The 22205-nt window shown below is 59.6% G+C and carries 23 protein-coding genes and 1 riboswitch; of the genes, 9 read left to right on the forward strand and 14 right to left on the reverse strand.

The genetic code is table 11. The features are described 5' to 3' along the window. Positions 1-57 precede the first annotated feature (57 nt). A complete protein-coding gene (locus HB680_RS04035) occupies positions 58-1128 on the reverse strand; it encodes an AI-2E family transporter (RefSeq protein ID WP_163908934.1) in 1071 nt (356 codons plus the stop codon). 31 nt (positions 1129-1159) lie between these two features. Beyond that, positions 1160-1399: a sulfurtransferase TusA family protein gene (locus tag HB680_RS04040; RefSeq protein ID WP_213937308.1), complete on the reverse strand. Its 240-nt coding sequence runs from the start codon at positions 1397-1399 to the stop codon at positions 1160-1162. Positions 1400-1497: 98 nt separating this feature from the next. Here HB680_RS04040 and HB680_RS04045 point away from each other — a divergent pair, with 98 nt between their 5' ends. Further along, the gene (locus HB680_RS04045) at positions 1498-2931 is read left to right on the forward strand and encodes a M48 family metalloprotease (RefSeq protein WP_213937309.1); all 1434 of its coding nucleotides are present in this window, start codon (positions 1498-1500) and stop codon (positions 2929-2931) included. A 73-nt stretch (positions 2932-3004) separates the two neighbouring features. Here the strand turns inward: HB680_RS04045 and HB680_RS04050 are convergent, their stop codons facing one another. The 4 genes from HB680_RS04050 to rpoE all read right to left on the reverse strand — a co-directional run bounded on the left by HB680_RS04050 (position 3005) and on the right by rpoE (position 6843). Next, on the reverse strand, positions 3005-4429 hold the full coding sequence (locus HB680_RS04050) for a DegQ family serine endoprotease (RefSeq protein ID WP_213937311.1): 1425 nt from the start codon (positions 4427-4429) through the stop codon (positions 3005-3007). Between the two features lie 246 nt (positions 4430-4675). Then, on the reverse strand, positions 4676-5635 hold the full coding sequence (locus HB680_RS04055; RefSeq protein WP_213937314.1) for a MucB/RseB C-terminal domain-containing protein: 960 nt from the start codon (positions 5633-5635) through the stop codon (positions 4676-4678). A gap of 8 nt (positions 5636-5643) precedes the next feature. Then, positions 5644-6231, reverse strand: coding sequence for an RseA family anti-sigma factor (locus HB680_RS04060; RefSeq protein ID WP_213937315.1), 588 nt, complete (start codon positions 6229-6231; stop codon positions 5644-5646). A gap of 30 nt (positions 6232-6261) precedes the next feature. Then, positions 6262-6843, reverse strand: a complete 582-nt coding sequence (rpoE, locus tag HB680_RS04065) for an RNA polymerase sigma factor RpoE (protein ID WP_007944079.1) — start codon at positions 6841-6843, stop codon at positions 6262-6264. A gap of 558 nt (positions 6844-7401) precedes the next feature. Between rpoE and nadB the strand changes: the two genes are divergently transcribed. Beyond that, entirely contained in the window at positions 7402-9018 is a 1617-nt protein-coding gene (gene nadB, locus HB680_RS04070) for an L-aspartate oxidase (protein WP_213937316.1), read from the forward strand. On the opposite strand, the gene HB680_RS04075 is transcribed toward nadB, so the two are convergent. Together HB680_RS04075 and HB680_RS04080 are read right to left on the reverse strand one after the other, a co-directional pair. Next, a complete protein-coding gene (locus HB680_RS04075; protein WP_213937318.1) occupies positions 8987-9436 on the reverse strand; it encodes a protein YgfX in 450 nt (149 codons plus the stop codon). The two genes, nadB and HB680_RS04075, sit on opposite strands and share 32 nt — an antisense overlap. After that, positions 9420-9674, reverse strand: coding sequence for a succinate dehydrogenase assembly factor 2 (locus HB680_RS04080; protein WP_007944081.1), 255 nt, complete (start codon positions 9672-9674; stop codon positions 9420-9422). Before HB680_RS04080 ends, HB680_RS04075 begins: the two co-directional genes overlap by 17 nt. Before the next feature lie 148 nt (positions 9675-9822). Between HB680_RS04080 and HB680_RS04085 the strand changes: the two genes are divergently transcribed. Both HB680_RS04085 and HB680_RS04090 read left to right on the forward strand, forming a co-directional pair. Then, positions 9823-10764, forward strand: a complete 942-nt coding sequence (locus HB680_RS04085; protein ID WP_213937320.1) for a folate-binding protein YgfZ — start codon at positions 9823-9825, stop codon at positions 10762-10764. Positions 10765-10800: 36 nt separating this feature from the next. Then, positions 10801-11622: an HDOD domain-containing protein gene (locus tag HB680_RS04090; protein WP_213937321.1), complete on the forward strand. Its 822-nt coding sequence runs from the start codon at positions 10801-10803 to the stop codon at positions 11620-11622. Positions 11623-11780: 158 nt separating this feature from the next. On the opposite strand, the gene HB680_RS04095 is transcribed toward HB680_RS04090, so the two are convergent. Both HB680_RS04095 and HB680_RS04100 read right to left on the reverse strand, forming a co-directional pair. Then, positions 11781-13169 (reverse strand): sensor histidine kinase, encoded by a 1389-nt coding sequence (locus HB680_RS04095; protein ID WP_213937322.1) that lies wholly within the window; start codon positions 13167-13169, stop codon positions 11781-11783. Next, positions 13162-13833 (reverse strand): response regulator, encoded by a 672-nt coding sequence (locus tag HB680_RS04100; RefSeq protein WP_054046730.1) that lies wholly within the window; start codon positions 13831-13833, stop codon positions 13162-13164. The genes HB680_RS04095 and HB680_RS04100 overlap by 8 nt, the downstream gene beginning before the upstream one ends. A 431-nt stretch (positions 13834-14264) precedes the next feature. Here HB680_RS04100 and HB680_RS04105 point away from each other — a divergent pair, with 431 nt between their 5' ends. From HB680_RS04105 to HB680_RS04120, 4 genes are read left to right on the forward strand one after another with little or no spacing between them, the layout of a single operon-like run. Continuing rightward, positions 14265-15200: a tripartite tricarboxylate transporter substrate binding protein gene (locus tag HB680_RS04105; RefSeq protein WP_256735459.1), complete on the forward strand. Its 936-nt coding sequence runs from the start codon at positions 14265-14267 to the stop codon at positions 15198-15200. A gap of 58 nt (positions 15201-15258) precedes the next feature. Then, positions 15259-15717 (forward strand): tripartite tricarboxylate transporter TctB family protein, encoded by a 459-nt coding sequence (locus tag HB680_RS04110; RefSeq protein ID WP_213937324.1) that lies wholly within the window; start codon positions 15259-15261, stop codon positions 15715-15717. A 1-nt stretch (position 15718) separates the two neighbouring features. Next, positions 15719-17233 carry a tripartite tricarboxylate transporter permease gene (locus HB680_RS04115; protein WP_169371195.1) on the forward strand — a complete coding sequence of 505 codons (1515 nt, stop codon included), beginning with the start codon at positions 15719-15721 and terminating at the stop codon, positions 17231-17233. Next, complete coding sequence (locus HB680_RS04120; protein WP_213937326.1) at positions 17226-18260, forward strand: AbrB family transcriptional regulator; 1035 nt, start codon at positions 17226-17228, stop codon at positions 18258-18260. Before HB680_RS04115 ends, HB680_RS04120 begins: the two co-directional genes overlap by 8 nt. Positions 18261-18330: 70 nt before the next feature. Here HB680_RS04120 and HB680_RS04125 read toward each other — a convergent pair whose 3' ends face one another. Further along, positions 18331-18747 carry a hypothetical protein gene (locus HB680_RS04125; RefSeq protein WP_213937328.1) on the reverse strand — a complete coding sequence of 139 codons (417 nt, stop codon included), beginning with the start codon at positions 18745-18747 and terminating at the stop codon, positions 18331-18333. A gap of 174 nt (positions 18748-18921) precedes the next feature. Further along, entirely contained in the window at positions 18922-19617 is a 696-nt protein-coding gene (ung, locus tag HB680_RS04130) for a uracil-DNA glycosylase (protein WP_213937330.1), read from the reverse strand. Between the two features lie 132 nt (positions 19618-19749). Between ung and HB680_RS04135 the strand changes: the two genes are divergently transcribed. After that, on the forward strand, positions 19750-20862 hold the full coding sequence (locus HB680_RS04135; RefSeq protein ID WP_213937332.1) for an enoyl-CoA hydratase/isomerase family protein: 1113 nt from the start codon (positions 19750-19752) through the stop codon (positions 20860-20862). Positions 20863-20916: 54 nt separating this feature from the next. Here the strand turns inward: HB680_RS04135 and HB680_RS04140 are convergent, their stop codons facing one another. Beyond that, a complete protein-coding gene (locus tag HB680_RS04140; RefSeq protein WP_213937333.1) occupies positions 20917-21318 on the reverse strand; it encodes a hypothetical protein in 402 nt (133 codons plus the stop codon). Between the two features lie 197 nt (positions 21319-21515). Beyond that, complete coding sequence (locus HB680_RS04145; protein ID WP_213937334.1) at positions 21516-21782, reverse strand: hypothetical protein; 267 nt, start codon at positions 21780-21782, stop codon at positions 21516-21518. A 273-nt stretch (positions 21783-22055) separates the two neighbouring features. After that, positions 22056-22156: riboswitch (guanidine-I (ykkC/yxkD leader) on the forward strand. Positions 22157-22205: the final 49 nt, after the last annotated feature.

Here is a 22205-nt window from a genome sequence, read left to right on the forward strand (position 1 = left end):
GAGCGGGCTTGCTCGCGAAGAGTCCCTTGAATTCACCGCAAAAATCAAACCTGACGATTAAAGCAGCGGCGCGACCACCGGCTCCTTGCGCGGCCACGCATCCAGCACTGCCTTGAACAGCGTCGCCAGGGGAATCGCAAAGAACACCCCCCAGAAGCCCCACAACCCACCAAACAACAACACAGCGCAGATGATCGCCACCGGGTGCAGGTTGACCGCTTCCGAGAACAGCAGCGGCACCAGCACGTTGCCGTCCAGGGTCTGAATGATCCCGTAGACCGCCATCAGGTAGATGAACTGATCACTCCAGCCCCACTGGAACAGTGCAATCAGCATCACCGGCACGGTCACCACCACGGCGCCGACGTAAGGCACCACCACCGACACGCCCACCAGCAACGCCAGCAGCGCCGCGTAGTTGAGCCCCAGCACGACGAAACCGATGTACGTCACGCCACCGCAGATGAAAATCTCGATGACCTTACCGCGAATGTAGTTGGCAATCTGCCGGTTCATTTCATGGGCGACGCGGGTAATCAGCGCCCGCTCACGCGGCAGGTAGCCGCGCACCCACTGCCCGATCATTTCCCGGTCCTTCAGGAAGAAGAACACCAGGATCGGCACCAGCACCAGGTAGATCATGATGTTGACCAGCAGCGGCAAGCTCGACAACGAAAACGTCAGCGCCCACTGGCCAAACTTGCCGATCTCGCCCCGCGCCACTTCGATGGCTTGCAGCACCTGCTCGTCGGACACCAGATGCGGATAGCGCTCAGGCAATAGCAACAGCAGCGACTGCCACTTGGCGAGCATGCCGGGCAACTCGTTGAACAATGTGATCAGTTGATGCCAGAGTAACGGCACGACGACCACGATGAACACCAGCAACACCCCCATGAACAACGCGAACACCAGCCCCACGGCCACGCCGCCGGGCACGCGCAGGCGTTCGAGGGTGACGACCAGCCCCTGCATCAGATACGCCAGCACCATCCCGGCCAGCACTGGCGCGAGCATGCCGCCCAAGGTGAGCACTGCGGTAAACCCCAGGAACAGCAGCACCGCCAACACCACGGCTTCTTCATCGGAGAAGTAGCGCTGAATCCAGTCGCGTAACACTTTGAACATCAATAATCCTTAGTAACGAACGCAGCCGGTTTCAGGCTTTTTTCAACCAATAGCGGTAAACACCCGCCTCGTCTTCTTCAAGCAGCAGCGTATGACCGGCCAATCGGGCAAAGGTGCGGAAGTCGCGCTGGGAGCCCGCGTCCGTGGCGATCACCTTGAGCACCGAGCCGCTGCTCATCCGATTGAGTTCCAACTTGGCCTTGAGCAATGGCAACGGACAATTCAGGCCGCTGGCGTCCAGTTCAACGTCATGGGCTACAGCATCGGTCATTGCATCACTCCGGGTCAGGTGGTTGAGCGGCCTAGAATATCTGGTCCGAAGCCCACTGTCCGGCTACAGTAAGGTCTTTGTCGACTAAGGCTTTGTGCATGACTTTTTTGCGCCCTACCCTGCTGACGCTCGCTTGCCTGCTCGCCTCACCAGGCTTCGCCGACGACCTGCCGTCACTCGGTGACGCCAGTTCTGCCATTGTCTCGCCGCAACAGGAATACCAATTGGGCCGCGCGTGGCTGGCGATGTTGCGCAGCCAGGTACAGCAGCTCAATGACCCGCAGCTCAAGGATTACGTCGAATCCAGCGTCTACAAACTGGTCGAGACCAGCCAGGTGACTGACCGACGCCTGGAATTCATCCTGATCAATAGCCCGCAGCTCAACGCCTTTGCCGCGCCGGGCGGGATCATCGGGGTCAACGGCGGTTTGTTTCTGAATGCCCAGACCGAGGGCGAATACGCTTCGGTACTGGCCCATGAATTGGCTCACTTGTCGCAACGCCACTTCGCCCGTGGCGTCGAAGCTTCGCAACGCATGCAAGTGCCGATGATGGCCGCCCTGCTGGCCGGGATCGTGATTGCCGCTGCGGGCGCCGGTGATGCCGGGATCGCCACCATTGCCGGTACGCAGGCGGCCGCCATTCAGGAACAACGGCGCTTCTCGCGCCAGAACGAGCAGGAAGCCGACCGGATCGGCATCCTCAATCTGGAAAAGGCTGGCTACGATCCGCGCTCGATGCCGAATATGTTCGAACGCTTGATGCGTCAGTACCGCTTCGATGCCAAGCCACCGGAATTCCTGCTGACTCACCCGGTGACCGAATCGCGGATCGCCGACACCCGCAACCGTGCCGAACAAGCCAAACAGGGCGGCATCGAAGACAGCATGCGTTATCAGCTAATTCGAGCACGGGTGCAGCTGATTTATGAAGAAACCCCGGGCCTGGGCGCCAAACGCTTCCGCGCCCAGCTTGATGAAAACCCGAAAAGCGATGTCGCCCGTTACGGTCTGGCCATTGCCCAGATCAAGGGCGGCCAGCTGAATGAAGCCCGGGAGAATCTCAAGCAATTGCTGGCCACGGCACCGAACGAGATCATCTACAACCTGGCCCAAGTCGATCTGGACATCACCAACAATCGCCTGCCGGATGCCCAAACCCGGGTCGACCGGTTGCTCACCCAGTTTCCGGGCAATTACCCGCTGAACCAGGTACGGGTCGACTTGTTGCTCAAGCAGAACCGCACTGCCGATGCGGAAAAAGCCCTGGAAAACTTGCTCAAGTCCCGCCCGGACGATCCGGATGTCTGGTACATGGTGGCAGAAACTCGCGGGCTGTCGGGCAACATCATCGGCTTGCATCAAGCGCGCGCCGAATACTTCGCGCTGGTCGGCGATTACCGCCAGGCCATTCAGCAGTTGGACTTCGCCAAACGCAAGGCCGGCGGCAACTTCCCCTTGTCGTCGCGGATCGATGCACGGCAACGGGAGCTGATGGAGCAGGAACGCATGATCAAGGACATGATGGGCTGATTTATTTATAGAAATCCGGGCACAAAAAAAACCGCCTCTTTCGAGGCGGTTTTTTATTCAGCCAACAACCGGTTTATTCAGCCAGTTTGAAGGTGATGAAGCTGGCGCGATTTTGACGCAGAACCCGCATCGATACCGAGCGATTCTTCGGCAGTGCCTTAGCGATCTCGGTGAACTCCTTGGTAGAGCCGATCGCCTGGTTGTTCAGGTGCGTGATCACATCGCCAGGCTGCAAGCCGATCAGCGATGCAGGACCGTCCTGAACCTCCTTGATCACCACACCACCCTTGAGGTCGTAGGTTTTCTTCTGCTCATCGGTCAGCTCGGTGACAGAAACACCCAAGCGGTTGCTGCTGCCCTCGACACCGGCTTTCGGCGCGGCGTCCAGTTCCTTGCCTTCTTCCGGGATAGCGCCGACGGTCAACTCGACATTCTTGCGCTTGCCCTCGCGGATCACTTCAAGATTGGCCTTGGAGCCTGCCTTCAGTGCGCCAACCAGATGCGGCAGATCAGCAGACATGACGATCGGTTGACCGTTCATGCTCAGGATCACGTCGCCCACTTGCAGGCCACCCTTGGCCGCCGGGCCGTCATCCTGGATCTGAGCCACCAGCGCACCGGCCGGTTTCTCCAGGCCAAACGATTCAGCCAGATCCTTGTTCACTTCCTGAATCACCACACCCAACCAGCCACGGCTGACTTTGCCGCCGCTTTTCAGCTGATTGGACACATCCATCGCGACGTCGATAGGGATCGCGAACGACACACCCATGAAGCCGCCGGAACGGGTGTAGATCTGCGAGTTGATCCCGACCACTTCACCGTTCAGGTTGAACAGCGGACCACCGGAGTTGCCCGGATTGATCGGCACGTCGGTCTGGATGAACGGGACATAGTTCTCGTTCGGCAGGCTGCGACCGATGGCGCTGACGATGCCTTGGGTCACGGTGTGGTCAAAGCCGAACGGCGAACCGATGGCGACGACCCATTGACCGGCCTTCAGGTCCTGGGATTTACCGAGCTTCAGCACCGGCAGGTCCTTGCCCTCGATTTTCAGCAGCGCCACGTCGGAACGTGGGTCGGTGCCGACCAGCTTGGCTTTCAACTCACTGCGGTCGGCCAGACGGACGAGAATTTCGTCGGCATCGGCGATCACGTGGTTGTTGGTCAGGATGTAGCCGTCAGGCGAGATGATGAAACCCGAACCCAGGGACTGGGCTTCGCGCTGACGATCGCCACGGGGCGAGCGCGGTTGCGGCATGCCGCGCTCGAAGAACTCGCGCAGCGCAGGTGGCAAGCCTTCGAGATCGGGCATCTGGCCCGACACTTTGCGATCAGGCAGTTTTTGCGTAGTGCTGATGTTCACCACCGCGGGCGAGGCCTGTTCGACCAGTTGCGTGAAGTCAGGCAATTCGGCCGCTTGAGCAGGGACCGCCTGACCGAGCACCAGCACGGTGGCAAAAATGGAAAGATAAGTCTTCAAGCGTGGTATCGACATACGGCTCCCGTTACGACGAGCATGGTTAAGCGATATGGAGCAAGGAACACCGGGAACGATACGCCGGTATTTTTGTTCCGGGAACAACAAACAAGGCCAGAGCCGAGAGGCTCTGACCTATAGAAAAATTCAGGGGGTTTTGCAAATGAAAATGCTCACCAAACATTTCGACATCTCAATAGTGGGATAGGCATTGCGCACCTCTCACACAATCAAATCGTCGATCCATGAGCATCACAATTCAGCTCACTGTTTGGCCGTAGCAGCATTGGTGCGCATGGACAGCGCAATCCGTTCGGCGGTACCGATCGGGATCTCACCGACTACGGTGACCATCATCTCGCCTTGAGGCGTGGTCAAGCGCCGTGAAACGGCAACGGTTGGGCCCAACTGGGTACGCGTATCGGTAACCGTAGCGCCATTCAGCGGCTCGAGGAACACCGAGAAGCGGGCCAGGCCGTCGTCATACATCAGGCTGCTGACTTGGGTTTTGGTCTCAGGGTCTTTGCGCGAAGAGCTGCTGCTGAGTTCGAAACCCGGCGGCAACCAGTCCGAATGCCAAGACTCGGCAGTTTTGAGCGCCGTGGCCTTGTCGGTGTCGAGGGCAAGCGCCTTGCAATCAGGGCCGGCCTGCAAATCAGCGTCCGACGGAACCTCGGCGGTATCCAGTTGCGTGAACTGGAAGCGCTCCAGCAACTGACCCTTGTCATTTAACAGCAATGACTTCAGGGGCAAGCCGGTTTCCTTGTCCAGATGTAACTCGAAACCGTAACGATGCTGATCGCGTGGCGTCAGTGACACAATCACTGCCGCACGCCCAGCCACACGCGACTTGCCGATGACGGCAAGGTCGTACCAATTCTTGAGCTTTTGTGGATCGAGTGCACGAGCAGCAGAGTTGGGAGAGTCCCCCAGCCCTGCGATCAGGGTGCCGCTGACGCATTGAGTATGTCCATCAATGCGCACGACTTCCTGTGCCGAGCCGTCGAGCTGGAGTAAACGCTCGCGGACCTTGCCATCCTGAACGCGGTGCCAGATGTTGTGGGTAGAAAAACTACCGTTACGCTCGTAAACAAAAGTACCGTGAAAGCTTTGCTGTTGCTCGGCCTGACCCAGACGTGTCAACCAGTCCTGGGCTTCATCGGCGTGGGCTGGAACAACAAACCAGCCACCGAGCAGAAGCGTAAGTAGAGGTATGGCGCGCATGATCCTCCTTAGCGGTTTTCCAGGCTTGCTGCACGAGCGTAAGGCAGAGCGCTTTCAGTGCCTTTCAATGCAGCCTGTTGAGCATGTTGGCGCAAGTAGCTTGGCAGACGCTGATCGTGCCAGCCCGGCTGACCTTGCAATACGCCGTTGGCCATAGGGCCAGTGGCTTCCGAACTCTCACTATAGCCTGCCAATACAGCCGGGCCCTTGACTTGTGGAACAGCCAGGGTGGACTGATTGGATTGCTGAGCCAATTCGACGCCAGCAATTTCGTCCTGGTTGTACAGACGAACACCCGCCAATACAGCAACGGTCACCGAAGCAGCGACGGCCAGACGACCCAGGCTGCGCCATGGTCCGCGAGATGCCTTGGCCGGGACGGCTTCATCTTCCAGCGCAGCAGAGACTGCCGCAGCGATGTCCAGACGTGGAAGCAGCAGATCCTTATGCATGACTGCCCGAGCGATCTGGTAACGAGCCCAGGTTTCGCGGGTTTCAACATCGTCAAAGGCATTCAGTACCCGACGCAATTCCAGCTCGTCCGCTTCGTTATCCATCACTGCGGACAGCGATTCCTGCAGGGCTTCACGACTCATGGCGTTCCTCTCTTGGCTGTCGCCGCTGTCTCAGTTTTCCTGCAACAACGGCTGCAGGGCTTTATCGATGGCTTCCCGAGCCCGGAAAATCCGAGAGCGCACGGTACCCACCGGACATTGCATGACGGCTGCAATGTCCTCGTAACTCAGACCATCGAATTCACGTAAAGTTAAGGCCGTACGCAAATCTTCTGGAAGTTGCTGGATGGTTCGATGGACGGTGCCTTCGATCTCATCCCGCAGCAATGCGCGTTCTGGCGACTCGAGATCCTTGAGGCCATGATCGCCGTCGTAGAACTCTGCGTCTTCGGAACTGACATCACTATCCGGCGGCCGACGGCCGCGTGAAACCAGATAGTTTTTCGCCGTGTTAATGGCGATGCGGTAAAGCCACGTGTAAAACGCGCTGTCTCCGCGGAAATTACCAAGTGCACGGTACGCCTTGATAAAGGCTTCCTGTGCGACATCCTGGGCTTCATGGGTGTCGTGCACGAAACGCACGATCAACCCGAGAATTTTGTGCTGATATTTCAGCACTAGCAGATCGAAAGCTCGCTTGTCGCCGCGTTGAACGCGCTCGACCAGCTGCTGATCCTCTTCCTGGGTTAGCATGAACACTCCTCGATAAGCTCGAAGGAGGCTTGCATAACTAAACGACCAGACTTGCAAACATAGACTCGGGCTTTTCGCAAAAGTTCTCCCCCTCCAAGCAAGTTTCCTGCGGGCTCTGATTTGGCACGCACGAAAAGCGCAGCTCGGGATAACCCGGCTGCGCGAATAATCTTGTCATCGGATTCGCCGGCAAGGACCCAACCGCAGATCCCGCTCCGAAGCCGACACTGTCCCTTGATTCAGGCAACCAGCTATTGATCTTGGGCCTTTGGCAAAAGTTCCAAATATTTATAGCCGGGTGCAACCGACATTGTGCAACCGTGGGGCGAAAAAGACTGTTAAATCCACGATACAGTCGTCTTGTCGCCGAACCAGCGAAAAAAACATCCGACGAAGCGTCCGGTCTTTTCCGTCACAGTAGTTTCACAATGCCATGTAGGCCCGGCTATTGTGCCGCTCCCCCCCTCTATATACTAGTGGGCTGTGTGGCTGCTTGACTCGCCGATCCAGGTGTCTTGCGCCAACCCCGACCCGGGTCGCTTTAAGCGGAATCCAGAAATGAGCCAACAGTTTCAACATGATGTCCTGGTGATTGGCAGCGGCGCTGCCGGTTTGAGCCTTGCGTTGACCTTGCCCGGTCACCTGCGCATTGCCGTACTGAGCAAAGGCGACCTCGCCAATGGCTCGACGTTCTGGGCCCAGGGCGGTGTCGCTGCGGTGCTGGATGACACCGATACCGTTGAATCCCACGTCGATGACACCCTGAATGCCGGCGGTGGCCTGTGCCATGAAGACGCGGTGCGATTCACCGTCGAGCACAGTAAAGAAGCCATCCAGTGGCTGATCGACCAAGGCGTGCCCTTTACACGCGATGAACAGTCCGGCACTGAAGACGGCGGTTTCGAGTTCCACCTGACCCGCGAAGGCGGTCACAGCCATCGGCGCATCATCCATGCCGCCGATGCCACCGGTGCGGCCATCTTCAGAACCTTGCTCGATCAAGCCAAGAAACGCCCGAACATCGAATTGCTGGAACAACGGGTCGCCGTCGACCTGATCACCGAAAAACGCCTGGGCCTGGAAGGCGACCGCTGCCTCGGCGCCTACGTGCTCAATCGCGCCAGCGGCGAAGTCGACACCTATGGCGCGCGCTTTGTGATCCTCGCGTCCGGCGGCGCCGCCAAGGTCTACCTCTATACCAGCAACCCTGACGGCGCCTGCGGTGATGGCATTGCCATGGCCTGGCGCTCGGGCTGCCGCGTGGCGAACCTGGAGTTCAATCAGTTTCACCCCACCTGCCTGTATCACCCGCAGGCCAAGAGTTTCCTGATCACCGAGGCCCTGCGCGGTGAAGGTGCGCACTTGAAGTTGCCGAACGGCGAACGCTTCATGCAACGCTTCGACCCACGGGCCGAACTCGCGCCACGGGACATCGTCGCCCGGGCCATCGACCACGAGATGAAGCGCCTGGGTGTCGACTGCGTCTACCTCGACATCAGCCACAAGCCAGAGTCGTTCATCAAGACTCACTTCCCGACGGTGTACGAACGCTGCCTCGAGTTTTCCATCGACATCACCAAACAACCGATCCCGGTGGTTCCGGCGGCGCACTACACCTGCGGCGGCGTGATGGTCGATCAGCAGGGCCGCACCGACGTGCCAGGCCTGTACGCCATCGGCGAAACCAGCTTCACCGGCCTGCACGGCGCCAACCGCATGGCCAGTAACTCGCTGCTGGAATGCTTCGTCTACGCGCGCTCGGCGGCGGCGGACATTCTTCAGCAGTTGCCGCAGGTGTCGATCCCCATCGCCCTGCCCGTCTGGGATGCGAGCCAGGTGACTGACTCCGACGAAGACGTGATCATTGCGCACAACTGGGATGAACTGCGGCGATTCATGTGGGACTACGTCGGCATCGTGCGCACCAACAAACGCCTGCAACGAGCCCAGCACCGGGTCCGACTGTTGCTGGACGAAATCGATGAGTTCTACAGCAACTATAAAGTCAGCCGGGACTTGATCGAGTTGCGCAACCTGGCTCAGGTGGCCGAGTTGATGATCCAGTCAGCAATGGAACGCAAGGAAAGTCGCGGACTGCATTACACCCTCGACTACCCGAACCTGCTGCCCGAGGCCCTGGACACTATTCTGGTGCCGCCCACCTACGCCGACTGAACGTAAGCCGCACCCGCAGGCGTCGGTGCAAGTCCGCCGCCTGCGAATCCCGGGGCACGCAGATCGTGCTGACCCGCCGCTCGCCCCGACGAAACCGCAACACCACGACCAACGGTAGCGCCAGGCTGTCCGGCTGCAACTGCACAGGCTGCCAACCCTGAGCCTGACTCCACAATTGCCAGCCATCGGCATCGCGGCGCAAACCGCGAATTGCCTGAGGATGTGTCAGCAGAATCTGGCGCGGCAATGCCCAAAAACCGTGGACCACGCACAGCAACATGCCGAGCGCGTAAGCCCAGGCCGGTATGGAAAGCAGAAACAACGAACCCAGCGCGAATAGCTGAGCCAGAACGTAAGCCGCCAGCAACTGCCGCGAGGCATGCCAGCGGCACTCGAACGCGTTACTTGGGCTGGACACGATCCAGGATCATGCGAACCATGCGTTGAAGCTCCGGATCTTCCGATTCGGCGCGCTCCATGAACCAGCCGAACATGTCCTGATCTTCGCACTCGAGCAGCTTGCGGTAGCAGTCGCGGTCGACATCATTGAGGTGCGGATAGACCTCTTTCACGAACGGTACCAGCAACACGTCAAGCTCAAGCATGCCGCGGCGGCTGTGCCAGTAGAGGCGATTCAGTTCAACATCTTCGACCATGGAGCGCTCCTCAAATAGGCGGCAAGTATACAGCCCAAAGCTTGAGCGAACAGTCGGCTTTGGTCGGGCCTTCTGTCCTTTTGTGAACTACCCATTTCATGGGCGCCCCCTTATGATGTCCTCCAGACTCTTTACCCTGCGATGACCCATGGCCGATTCTGCTTTTTTCTGCACCCTGTCACACGAAGGCGTTCTCGCGGTTCGCGGCGCGGATGCCGGCAAATTCCTGCAAGGCCAACTGACCTGCAACCTCAACTACCTGAGCGACACCCAGGCCAGCCTCGGTGCCCGCTGCACCCAGAAAGGCCGGATGCAATCGAGTTTCCGCATTATGCTGCAAGGCGACGGCGTGCTCCTGGCCATGGCCAGTGAACTGCTGGAGCCGCAACTGGCGGACCTGAAAAAGTACGCCGTGTTCTCCAAATCCAAATTGACCGACGAAAGCGCCGCCTGGGTTCGCTTCGGCCTCGAGCATGGCGATGCGGCACTGATCAGCCTCGGTCTTGAGTTGCCGGCGGACACCGACAGCGTTGCGCGCAATGAGGGTCTGATCGCCATTCGCGTCTCACCTGAACGCGCCGAACTGTGGGTCGCCGCGAACCAGGCCGACGCCATCAAGACCAAGCTCTCCGCCGCTCTGGCCGAAGGCGAGCTGAATCAATGGCTGCTGGGCCAGATCCGCGCAGGGATCGGCCAGGTCATGCCGAGCACCCGCGAGCTGTTCATCCCGCAGATGCTCAACCTGCAAGCCGTCGGCGGCGTGAGCTTCAAGAAGGGCTGCTACACCGGCCAGGAAATCGTCGCGCGGATGCAGTATCTGGGCAAACTCAAGCGTCGTTTGTATCGCCTGCAACTGGACGCCGGCGAATTGCCGGAACCCGGCACGCAACTGTTTGCCCCGAGCCACAACAGTTCGATCGGTGAAGTGGTGATTGCCGCTCGTGGCGAGCAAAACATTGAACTCCTGGCCGTGCTGCAAGCCGAAGCAGCAGAGGCCGGTGACATCCACCTGGCGGCGCTCGAAGGCCCTGCCCTGCACTTGCTCGACCTGCCTTACGCACTGGATCGCGATAAAGAAATCCAGCGCTGACCGCAGTATTTTTATGCAAGACCCTAGAGAACAGAAATGAGTGAGCTGGCGGATAAGGTCCAACAGGATTTGGTTGAGGCCATCGATAACGATGACCTGGTTCTGCCAACATTACCGGAAGTGGCCCTGCAGATTCGCAAGGCTGCTGAAGATCCGGAAATCAGCGTTAGCACCCTGAGCAAAGTGATCGGTCGCGACACCGCGTTGTCGGCGCGCCTGATCAAAGTGGTCAACAGCCCGTTGCTGCGTGCGACTCAAGAAGTGACCGACCTGCACACCGCCATCACCCGTTTGGGCGTGAACTACAGCAGCAACCTGGCCATTGGTCTGGTGATGGAGCAGATTTTCCACGCCCGCTCCGAGGTGGTGGAGCAGAAAATGCGCGATGTCTGGCGCAAAAGCCTGGAAATCGCCGGCGTCAGCTACGCGTTGTGCCGCAGCTACACCCAACTCAAACCTGATCAGGCGGCGCTGGGCGGGTTGGTGCATCAGATTGGCGTGTTGCCGATCCTGACCTACGCCGAAGATCACTATGAACTGCTCTCGGACCCGGTCAGCCTCAATCACGTGATCGACCGCATTCATCCGCTGCTGGGCGACAAACTGCTGAGTGTCTGGGAATTTCCGGAAATGCTGGTGAAACTGCCGGGGCAGTACCTCGACTTCAAGCGCGATTCCGCACGGCTCGATTACGTCGACGTGGTGCAGGTCGCCAGCCTGTATTGCCACAAAGGCACCGATCATCCGCTGGCGCGGATCGATGCGTTCAGCGTGCCGGCGTTCAAGAAGCTGGGGATTGATCCTGAGAATGAGGCGATGTGCAGGGACCTGGAAGAGTCGCGGTCGATGTTTTATTGATTGTGAACTCAAGCAATTGTGGCGAGGGAGCTTGCTCCCGCTCGGCTGCGCAGCAGTCGTAATCGGATAACCCGGTTTGACAGAAATACAGTGGCGCATGGTTTTGGGGCTGCTTCGCAGCCCAGCGCGAGCAAGCTCCCTCGCCACAGGTTCTGTGCTCACTCCCCGGCAATAAAACTCACCCTCACCTTCAACCCGGCCTTCTCCCCATCGTGCAAGCTGATCTGCGCCAAATGCGCACGACAGATCTCGCCAACAATCGCCAACCCCAACCCAGACCCCGCGACCTGCTGATTACGCCGATAAAAGCGCTCAAACACCCGGTCGCGCTCTTCCAGCGGAATTCCCGGCCCATCGTCCTCGACTTCCAGCACGGCGGGCGCCGTCACGCGCAGGATCACATTGCCGCCCGACGGCGTGTGGGCCAGGGCGTTATCCACCAGATTGCTCAGCAATTCGTTCAACAACGTCGGCTCGCCCCGCAGCCACACCGGTTCCTCGGCCTCCAGCGCCAGCGCCACGCCCCGTGCGTGCGCCAGCGGTGCCATGGCCATGCCCAATTCCCGGGCTAGCTGACTCAGATCCAGCAACTGCGCGCCGCCCTCGGCAATCGCCCGCGCACCGTTTTCGACCCGGGCCAGGGACAGCAACTGGTTGGCCAGATGCGTCAGACGATCCGTGCCTTGGGCGGCAGTTTCCAGGGTGCTGCGCCAGGTTTGCGGTTCGCTGGCGCGCAGGCCTAATTCCAGTCGCGCCTTGAGCGCGGCCAGCGGCGTGCGTAACTCATGAGCGGCATCGGCGATGAACTGCGCCTGACGCTCGAACTGCCCGCGCAGACGCTCGGTAAAGTGATTGAGCGCCCGCACCAACGGCCACAATTCACGCTGCACTTCCACCAGCGGCAAAGGACGCAAGTCATCCGATTGCCGCTCTTCCACCGCCGTGCGCAGACGCTCCAGCGGACGCAGCGCCGCACTCACCGCAAACCACACCAGCAGCAACGCACCGATGGCCAGCATGCCCAAGCGCAGCAACGTATCCGCCGCCAGGCTGCGCGCCATGCTGACCCGCGCCTCATCGGTTTCCGCGACACGGATTTCCGCCATGCCATTCATGTTCGGTTCGCTCACCGGTTTGAGCAGGCTCACCACCCGCACGTTCTGCCCGCGATACACGGCGTTGTAGAAACTCGCCAGCGCCGGGTAGTCATCGGTGCGCGGCGTCCCCGGCGGTGGTGGTGGAAGGTTTTCGTAACCGGAGATCAGGTTCTGATGAATGTCGTTGACCAGATAAAAAATGCGCCCGGCGCTGTCGTAGGCAAAGGTGTCGAGCGCCACGTAAGGCACATCGGCGCTGAGGGTTCCGTCGCGCTGGGAAACACCGGCGGCGATGGTCCGCGCCGAGGCCAGCAAAGTGCGGTCATACGCCGTGTCGGCCGCTTCGCGACCGTTCCAGTACGCACTCAAACCACTGGCCAACATCAAAACCACCAGCAACGACGCCAGGTTCCACAGCAACCGCCAACGCAGGCTGCTGGGCTTATGCATCGCGGCTTTCCAGCAAATAGCCGAGGCCGCGGAAGGTCACGATCGCCACCGGTTGGCCGTCGAGTTTCTTGCGCAGGCGGTGGACGTAGATTTCGATAGCGTCGGGGCTGGCTTCTTCATCCAGGCCAAAAACTTGAGAGGCCAGTTGCTCCTTGCTCATCACCCGACCGGGACGGGCGATCAGCGCTTCAAGCACGGCCTGCTCGCGAGAGGTCAGGGTCAGCAATTCTTCGCCGAGGGTGAAGCGTCGGGTGTCGAGGTCATAGGCCAGCACGCCGCAACGTTGCTGACGCTCACCGCCTAACACACTGCGCCGCAGCAAGGCTTTGACCCGAGCCTCGAGTTCGGTCAGCTCGAACGGTTTGGCCAGGTAATCATCAGCGCCCAGATTCAGGCCATGCACCCGGTCCTTGACGTCGCTGCGGGCGGTCAGCATCAGCACCGGCAGGTTCTTGCCCCGGGCCCGCAGGCGCGCCAGCACTTCGAAACCATCCATGCGCGGCAGGCCGACATCGAGGATCGCCATGGCGTATTCCTCGCTGCTCAAGGCCAGGTCGGCCGCCACGCCGTCGTGCAAGACATCCACGGTCAACCCGGTGCTCTTGAGCGCCTGGGCGACACTTTCGGCGAGCTGCAGATGGTCTTCGACGAGCAGGACACGCATGGACAATTACCTCGTTCAGGGATGGTCGACGCCATTCTTTGGCGCGGAGTTTACAGCCGCATCCGCCGCTGTGAAGCCCGAAAACCTTGAAAGTCAGCTGAAAGGTTAGCGAAAGGTTGGCCGGTTAGAGTCGGCCAAGGATGGCTTCGACTGCAAGCCATCTATCGTGCGTTGAAATGTAGCTCCCGAAAAACGCCTTGATGCGTTTTCGCCAATAAGAACAATAACGAGGTACTGCACCATGCTGTCCAAACAGCCCCAGGTTTGCCCGCCCCAACCCTTTTCCAGATCCCTTTCGTTTACGCTTGCCAGCGCTCTTGCCGGCTGCGCGACGCGAAACCGCCGCACCTGAAACATCCCCAAAAACAACAACTCCCGAGGAGACAATAATGAATCGATCACTGCGCCGTTTCGCCCTTGCCGCCGGCTGCATGCTGTTCGCCGGCCAACTGATGGCCGAGCCCAAACGCCCGGAATGCATTGCCCCGGCCTCCCCCGGCGGCGGTTTTGACCTGACCTGCAAACTGGCGCAAAGCGCGCTGGTGAATGAAAAACTGCTGACCAAACCGATGCGCGTGACCTACATGCCCGGCGGTGTCGGCGCGGTGGCCTACAACGCGGTGGTCGCCCAGCGCCCGGCCGATGCCGGCACGCTGGTGGCGTGGTCCAGCGGTTCGCTGTTGAACCTGGCCCAGGGCAAGTTTGGCCGGTTCGATGAAACCAACGTACGCTGGCTGGCAGCGGTCGGCACCAGCTACGGTGCGATCGCGGTGAAAAGCGATTCGCCTTACAAGACCCTCGACGATCTCGTTCAAGCGCTGAAGAAAGATCCGAGCAAAGTGGTGATCGGTTCCGGTGGCACCGTCGGCAGCCAGGACTGGATGCAAACCGCGCTGATCGCCAAGGCTGCCGGGATTAACCCGCGTGACCTGCGTTACGTCGCCCTCGAAGGCGGCGGTGAAATCGCCACGGCCCTGCTCGGCGGCCACATTCAGGTCGGCAGCACGGATATTTCCGACTCCATGCCGCACATCCAGAGCGGCGACATGCGCCTGCTGGCGGTGTTCTCCGAGAAGCGTCTGGACGAGCCGGAAATGAAAGACATCCCGACCGCCAAGGAACAAGGTTACGACATCGTCTGGCCAGTGGTTCGCGGCTTCTACCTCGGGCCAAAAGTCAGCGACGAAGACTACGCCTGGTGGAAAGACGCCTTCGACAAACTGCTGGCGTCCGACGAGTTCGCCAAGCTGCGCGATCAGCGTGAACTGTTCCCGTTCGCCATGACCGGCCCGGAGCTGGACACCTACGTGAAGAAACAAGTCGCGGACTACAAAGTGCTGGCCAAAGAGTTCGGCCTGATCCAGTGATCGTCTCTGTCTAGCGGCTGCGGCCTCGCTTGCGCGGGTCGCGGCACAGGAGTTTCTCATGCTCTTACAACGCATTTTTGCTTCGGTGCTGCTGGCGATCTGTATCGGCCTGGCACTGATGGCATGGCCGTATCAAGCGGCTTTTTCCTACGAACCCGTAGGACCTCGGGCCTTTCCGTTGTTGATGCTCGGGCTGATGGGCCTTGGCTTGCTGTACATGCTGTTTCGCCCGACGCCCATCGTGCACAGCGATGACGACCCGAAACTCGACCGCGAAACCCTGAACAAAATCGGCATTTGCATCGTCTTGCTGCTGATCTTCGCCGGACTGTTTGAACCGTTGGGCTTCATTCTCAGCAGCGTCCTGATCGGCATCCCGATGGCGCGCCTGTATGGCGGTCGCTGGCTGCCCAGCATCGTCGTCACCACGCTGATGAGCATTGGTCTCTACCTGCTGTTCGACAAGTTGATGGACGTGCCGTTGCCTCTGGGCCTGCTCGACGTTCTGGAGAACTGATATGGATACTTTTGGCTATTTGGGCCAGGGTTTCGGCGTCGCGCTGAGCCCGTACAACCTGGTGACCGCGCTGTGCGGCACTTTGATCGGCACCGTGGTCGGCCTGTTGCCGGGTTTGGGCCCGATCAACGGCGTGGCGTTGCTGATCCCGATTGCTTTCGCACTGGGGCTGCCGCCGGAATCGGCGCTGATCCTGTTGGCGGCGGTGTACCTGGGTTGCGAATACGGCGGGCGGATCAGCTCGATCCTGCTGAACATCCCGGGCGAAGCCTCTACCGTCATGACCACCCTCGACGGTTATCCGATGGCCCGCAAAGGCTTGGCTGGTGTGGCGTTGTCGCTGTCGGCGTGGAGTTCGTTCATCGGCGCATTTATCGCCACCTGCGGCATGGTGTTGTTCGCCCCGCTGCTGGCGAAATGGGCGATTGCCTTCGGCCCGGCGGAATACTTCGTGCTGATGGTGTTCGCGATTGTCTGCCTCGGCGGCATGGCGGGTGACCGTCCGTTGAAGACTTTCATCGCGGCGCTGATCGGCCTGTTTCTGTCGAGCGTCGGGATCGATGCCAACAGCGGCGTGTACCGTTTCACCGGGGACAACATCCATTTGACCGACGGCATTCAGTTCGTCGTCCTGGTATTGGGCCTGTTCTCCATCAGCGAAATCCTCCTGCTGCTGGAAAAAACCCATCGCGGCCAGGAAGCGGTGAAAGCCACCGGGCGCATGATGTTCAACTTCAAGGAAGCGTCTTCGGTGTTCGTGGTGAACATCCGTTGCGGCCTGCTGGGCTTCATCATGGGCGTGTTGCCGGGGGCCGGTGCGACGCTGGCCAGCGCCGTGGCCTACATGACCGAAAAACGCATCGCGGGCGCCAAAGGCACCTTCGGCCAGGGCGACATGCGCGGCCTCGCAGCGCCGGAAACCGCCATCGGCGCTTCGGCCTGTGGCGCATTGGTGCCGATGCTGACCCTGGGCGTTCCGGGATCGGGCACCACGGCGGTGATGATCGGCGCGCTGTCGCTGTACAACATCACCCCGGGCCCGCTGTTGTTTCAACAACAACCGGACATCGTCTGGGGCCTGATCGCCTCGTTGTTCGTCGCCAACATCATGCTGGTGATCCTCAACATCCCGATGATCCGCATCTTCACCCGCATCCTTGCCGTGCCGAACTGGGCACTGGTGCCGGTGATCGCGATCATTACCGGGATCGGCGTCTACGCGGTGCACGCCACCACGTTCGACCTGTTCCTGATGGTCGGCATCGGTATCTTCGGCTATATCCTGCGCAAACTGGATTTCCCATTGTCGCCGGTACTGCTGGGCTTCATCCTTGGCGGCTTGATGGAGCAGAACCTGCGTCGCGCCCTGTCGATTTCCAACGGTGCACTGGAAATCCTCTGGTCGAGCCCGATCACCTTCGGTGTCTGGGTGCTGACTGCGATCATGCTGCTCATGCCGATCCTGCGGATCTGGCGTAAACGTTCGGTTGCGAGGCGCGCCATTGCCGATGTCTGATCGTCCCTTCAAAACCTGGTGGGGAACACCGCTGGTCGGCCTGCTGGGCGGTTACCTCGCCAGCCAGGTCGGCTGGCCGCTGCCGTGGATGGTCGGCTCGTTGCTGGCGATCATCCTGGTGCGCTGCCTCACCCCTTGGCAATTGGCGGAAATCCCTGGCGGGCGCAAGTGCGGCCAGTGGATCGTCGGCATCGGCATCGGCCTGCACTTCACCCCGGTGGTGATGGAGCAGGTGTTGAGCCATTTCGGTTTGATCTTCTTCGGTGCGTTGGTCACCAGCCTGTCCAGTGTGGTCGGGGTCTGGTTGATGCGGCGTACCGGGGAAGATCGCGCCACGGCGTTTTTCTCCAGCATGCCGGGCGGTTCCGGTGAGATGGTCAACCTCGGCGCGCGTAATGGCGCGGTGCTCAGCCGGGTTGCGGCGGGGCAAAGTCTGCGGGTGCTGGTGGTGGTGCTGTGTGTGCCGGCAGCGTTCAAGTATCTGCTGGGGGACGGTACGCCAATCGGCCATGCCACGGTCGTTGATTGGCGTCTGTTGGCGGTGCTATTCCCGGCGGGCGCCCTGCTCGCTTGGGGTTGGCAGCGGTTGCGCCAGCCCAATCCATGGCTGTTCGGGCCGTTGCTGGTGAGTGCGGCGGTGAGTATCGGTTGGGATCTGCACATCGGTTTGCCCAACGGCGGCAGCCAGATTGGCCAATGGTTGATTGGCAGCGGCTTGGGGTGTCACTTCAATCGGCAGTTTTTCCGCCGGGCACCGTCCTTTATGGGGCGGACGCTGATTGGCACGGCGCTGACGATGTTGATCGCCACGGCGGCGGCGCTGGGGTTGAGTGCGCTGACCCATCTGGATTTGCGCTCCCTGACGCTGGGCATGATGCCCGGCGGGATTGCGGAAATGAGTTTGACGGCGGAGACCCTGCAATTGTCGGTGCCGCTGGTGACGGCGATGCAGGTGATGCGGCTGTTGTTTGTGTTGTTTCTGGCGGAGCCGTTGTTCAAGTATTGGAATCGGGTGCCTGAGCGTTAGCCCAATTAGTCTTCGTGTCCTTTATTTTTAATCCCACCCAAAAAATCATGGGTGGGATGCTCCCAGTCTTTCATCGAACAATAAGAAATTTCCCCAAATGAACTTCAAAACCAGGGCTGCCGGCCACCCTGAAATGGAAATCTGAAGCGATGAATCTATTCTCCACCCGATCAATAACCAAACTTATTCTTCCGCTTTGCGCCGCTAGCCCTTCACTCTGCCAATCCTCAGAAAAATACGCCCGAACCACACCTTCCGGGCCAATTGAATGTTCCCCATCCTGAAGATCCTTGGGTAGGTAAAAATCGATCCCTGTGAATGCCGTCTCGTCACCAGACCATCCACTCAACCGAAACTCCTTTTCGCTCTCTCTAACAGCGACATGATCAGTCGAAAAACGATCATCAGGCTTGCGCGTTGTTACGGCGGTCATCTCACCCTGCCCTTTAGGCAATGCCTTAATCTCTTTAAAGCTTAACTTTTTCATGACGAACTCCCTCTAGAATTAATGTCCAGGCAAAACGTGAACCCTACAAGTTTTGCCAGTGACTAATTCAACAGAAGCCCCTAAACCTCGTCTACTGTCAGAAATAACAGGTCACCGCTGATTTCTCGCGGTATTGGATGAACGGTTAACGTGATATCTCACTATCGATGATCATCACGCAACAGGCGGCAACCGCCACTCAATCGGCGTTTCGCCATTCTGTTCCAGAAACTTGTTGGTCCGGCTGAAGTGCCCGCAACCGAGGAAGCCGCGATAGGCGGACAGTGGCGACGGATGCACCGAGGTCAGCACCAAATGCTTGGTGGCATCAATCAGCTTCTGTTTGCTCTGGGCATGGGCGCCCCACAGCATGAACACCAGGTGCGGTTGCCGTTCACTGACGACTTCAATGATCCGATCGGTAAAATACTGCCAGCCCTTATCCTTGTGCGCATTGGCATTCGCGCGCTCGACGGTCATCGTGGTGTTGATCATCAACACACCCTGGTCGGCCCAGCTCTGCAGGTAGCCGTGGCTCGGGATGTCGATGTTCAGATCACGTTTCAACTCTTTATAGATGTTCACCAGCGACGGCGGCGCCGGCACGCCCGGTTGTACCGAAAAGCACAAGCCATGGGCCTGGCCCGGGCCGTGGTACGGGTCCTGGCCAAGAATCACGACCTTGACCTTGTCCAGCGGCGTCGAGTTGAGCGCGTTGAAAATCATCGGACCTGGCGGATAGATTTCCTTGCCGGCCGCGCGCTCCTGTTGCAGGAATGAACGCAACTCTGCCATGTAGGGCTGGTCGAATTCGTCACGCAGCGCGTCCTTCCAGCTCGGTTCGAGTTTGATACGGTCGTCAGCAGTCATGGTCATACCCGGCAAAAACAATGGGGCGAACCCTAGGAAAGCTGGGCAGGCTTGTCAATTGATCTGACACAGAACCGGCACTTTCCTGCAATGCGATCATACTGAACGCTCAAATTCCCGATCGAGGTCACGATGAATCTGCACTTCGAAGAACTCACCGGCACCGACGGCGCCCGCATCGGCATCGCCAGCCTGGATGCCGAAAAGTCGTTGAATGCCCTCTCCTTGCCGATGATCAACGCCCTGCGCGATCAGATGGACGCCTGGGCCAAGGATCCACAAATCGTCTGCGTTTTGCTGCGCGGCAACGGCGCCAAGGCCTTCTGCGCCGGTGGCGAAGTGCGCAGCCTGGTCGAAGCCTGTCGCAATCATCCGGGGGAAGTACCGCCTCTGGCCGCACAGTTCTTCGCCGCGGAATATCGCCTCGACTTCAAGTTGCACACCTACCCCAAACCGCTGATCTGCTGGGGTCACGGTTACGTCCTCGGCGGCGGCATGGGCCTGCTGCAAGGCGCGAGCATCCGAATCGTCACGCCGAGCAGTCGCCTGGCGATGCCGGAAATCAGCATCGGTTTGTACCCGGACGTTGGCGCGAGTTGGTTCCTCTCACGGCTGCCCGGCAAGCTCGGGTTGTTCCTCGGCCTGACCGGCGCACACATGAATGCCCGGGATGCGGTCGATCTGGATCTGGCCGACCGCTTCCTGCTCGAAGAACAGCAGGAAGAACTGGTCGAAGGCCTGCTGCAATTGAACTGGCAGGAACAGACCTCGATGCAGCTCAACAGTCTGCTCAAGGCTTTGCAGCAGGAAGCCGTCGCACAGATGCCCGAGGCGCAATGGCCGCCGCGCCGCCAGCAGATCGATGAATTGCTGGACGTCAGCGACGTGCGCTGCGCCTGGAAAGCCATCAGCCACCTGCGCGATGACACTGATCCGCTGCTCAGCCGCGCGGCGAAGACCATGAGCGAAGGCTCACCGGTGACCGCGCATCTGGTCTGGGAACAAATCGCCCGGGCCCGACATTTGTCGCTGGCTCAGGTTTTCCAGATGGAATACACCCTGAGCCTCAACTGCTGCCGTCACCCGGAATTCAGCGAAGGTGTGCGGGCGCGGTTGATCGACAAGGACCAAAAGCCACACTGGCACTGGCCGGACATCAATAACGTGCCGGATGCGGTGGTGGAGGCGCATTTTCATAAGGTCTGGGAAGGTCGGCATCCGTTGGCGGATTTGTCGGAGTACTAAAATCCAGGCATAAAAAAAGCGGCGCTTAATGCGCCGCTTTTTTGTAGCTGCTGATTAACGGTGGTTGCCCCGGCCATCGCGACCGTCATGATCGCCACGTCCGCCTCGGTGGTCGCCTCGACCACCACGGTCATTGTCCCAGTTGCCCCGATTGCGGCCATCCCAACCGCCTCGGTCATGTCCTTGCCAGCCACGGTTGTGAGACTGGTAGTAGCGCGGTTGCGCCTGGTAATAACGCGGCGCCGAGTAATAACGGGGAGCCGGCTGATAGTAACGCGGTGCTGGTTGGTAATAGCGTGGAGCCGAGTAGTAGCTGCCACCGCCCGAGTAGTAAGCCGGCGCGGGGGACGAGTAGACCTCAGAACTGTAGTAGCTGCCTCCATCTCCGTAGGAATAGGGAACGCATGCACCAAGGGAAAAACTCAACACGACCAGCAGAAGAATTCGGCGATACATGGCGGCCTCCTGGACCGCGAGTAGCCACACCAGCGACGCTGGCAGGCGACAGCCAATTGTTAGCGACTGTCGAAAGATCAGACATCGATTTCGGAATCTGGTGCGCATCTGAAACACGTTGAAACAAGTCCCCGATGAAAGGTTTTTCATCTTCGGCATAAAAAACGGCGCTTCCTTCAGTGGAAGCGCCGTCGTGATCAGTGGCGACCGTAACGGCCGCCACCGTGGTAATAACCCGGTCCGCGACCGCCGTAATACCCGTGGCCACCGTAGTAATAGTAGCGATAGCGCCCGTAATACCGGGGGTTGGAATAGCCGTAGTAATAAGGCGAGTAGTAATAACCGGGGTAGTAATACGGCGTTGCATACACATCCGCCGTGCCGGCGTAGTAATAGCAACCGGACAGTCCCAGGCCCAACACCGCGCCCAGCAGTAATCGACGAAGCAGTTTTTGGTAAACCATGGCGGCCTCCTGAAAGACCCGCGACAGCAATCGGCACTGGCCGACTCACACCTGTTTTGACTGTGAAACCGGCACCCAGTGCGCGCAGGCGAAAACCTTCGGATAAGCGGCCCATTGCGGTGCGCCGATGCACCACGACAAGGCAACCACGCGTCCTCTCCCATCGCCCCATCGGCGTCATCCCCCAGCCCAGAGGCTTCGCAGCGACTTGGCACGGCTCTCGCTTTAGTAAAAGCGTGCAGGAGTCATCACAGGTTCGCGGCACCACAATTTGCAATGGCTGACTAGGGTTCCGGCTCGCTTAGGCGAGTGACTGGTCCGAGAGTTGGCGACCTCCAGTTGAGGTTACACGGCGGGACAAAAGCCCGGGAGACAAGCCACCGTTCGCGGTGCCGCGTTGACTCCTGCCCGCCCTTGATCAAC

This window comes from Pseudomonas sp. dw_612 (genome assembly GCF_018449725.1).
Lineage (GTDB): Bacteria > Pseudomonadota > Gammaproteobacteria > Pseudomonadales > Pseudomonadaceae > Aquipseudomonas.

Bases quoted from the DNA above. Each gene is read 5' to 3' on its own strand.
- HB680_RS04055 (WP_213937314.1), bottom strand. From the start codon at position 5,635: ATGCGCGCCATACCTCTACTTACGCTTCTGCTCGGTGGCTGGTTTGTT.
- HB680_RS04040 (WP_213937308.1), bottom strand. From the start codon at position 1,399: ATGACCGATGCTGTAGCCCATGACGTTGAACTGGACGCCAGCGGCCTG.
- HB680_RS04035 (WP_163908934.1), bottom strand. From the start codon at position 1,128: ATGTTCAAAGTGTTACGCGACTGGATTCAGCGCTACTTCTCCGATGAA.
- HB680_RS04095 (WP_213937322.1), bottom strand. From the start codon at position 13,169: ATGCATAAGCCCAGCAGCCTGCGTTGGCGGTTGCTGTGGAACCTGGCG.
- HB680_RS04120 (WP_213937326.1), top strand. From the start codon at position 17,226: ATGTCTGATCGTCCCTTCAAAACCTGGTGGGGAACACCGCTGGTCGGC.
- HB680_RS04105 (WP_256735459.1), top strand. From the start codon at position 14,265: ATGCTGTTCGCCGGCCAACTGATGGCCGAGCCCAAACGCCCGGAATGC.
- HB680_RS04060 (WP_213937315.1), bottom strand. From the start codon at position 6,231: ATGAGTCGTGAAGCCCTGCAGGAATCGCTGTCCGCAGTGATGGATAAC.
- ung (WP_213937330.1), bottom strand. From the start codon at position 19,617: ATGACTGCTGACGACCGTATCAAACTCGAACCGAGCTGGAAGGACGCG.
- HB680_RS04135 (WP_213937332.1), top strand. From the start codon at position 19,750: ATGAATCTGCACTTCGAAGAACTCACCGGCACCGACGGCGCCCGCATC.
- HB680_RS04125 (WP_213937328.1), bottom strand. From the start codon at position 18,747: ATGAAAAAGTTAAGCTTTAAAGAGATTAAGGCATTGCCTAAAGGGCAG.
- HB680_RS04140 (WP_213937333.1), bottom strand. From the start codon at position 21,318: ATGTATCGCCGAATTCTTCTGCTGGTCGTGTTGAGTTTTTCCCTTGGT.
- HB680_RS04050 (WP_213937311.1), bottom strand. From the start codon at position 4,429: ATGTCGATACCACGCTTGAAGACTTATCTTTCCATTTTTGCCACCGTG.
- HB680_RS04085 (WP_213937320.1), top strand. From the start codon at position 9,823: ATGGCCGATTCTGCTTTTTTCTGCACCCTGTCACACGAAGGCGTTCTC.
- HB680_RS04115 (WP_169371195.1), top strand. From the start codon at position 15,719: ATGGATACTTTTGGCTATTTGGGCCAGGGTTTCGGCGTCGCGCTGAGC.
- HB680_RS04045 (WP_213937309.1), top strand. From the start codon at position 1,498: ATGACTTTTTTGCGCCCTACCCTGCTGACGCTCGCTTGCCTGCTCGCC.
- rpoE (WP_007944079.1), bottom strand. From the start codon at position 6,843: ATGCTAACCCAGGAAGAGGATCAGCAGCTGGTCGAGCGCGTTCAACGC.
- nadB (WP_213937316.1), top strand. From the start codon at position 7,402: ATGAGCCAACAGTTTCAACATGATGTCCTGGTGATTGGCAGCGGCGCT.
- HB680_RS04110 (WP_213937324.1), top strand. From the start codon at position 15,259: ATGCTCTTACAACGCATTTTTGCTTCGGTGCTGCTGGCGATCTGTATC.
- HB680_RS04145 (WP_213937334.1), bottom strand. From the start codon at position 21,782: ATGGTTTACCAAAAACTGCTTCGTCGATTACTGCTGGGCGCGGTGTTG.
- HB680_RS04100 (WP_054046730.1), bottom strand. From the start codon at position 13,833: ATGCGTGTCCTGCTCGTCGAAGACCATCTGCAGCTCGCCGAAAGTGTC.
- HB680_RS04090 (WP_213937321.1), top strand. From the start codon at position 10,801: ATGAGTGAGCTGGCGGATAAGGTCCAACAGGATTTGGTTGAGGCCATC.
- HB680_RS04080 (WP_007944081.1), bottom strand. From the start codon at position 9,674: ATGGTCGAAGATGTTGAACTGAATCGCCTCTACTGGCACAGCCGCCGC.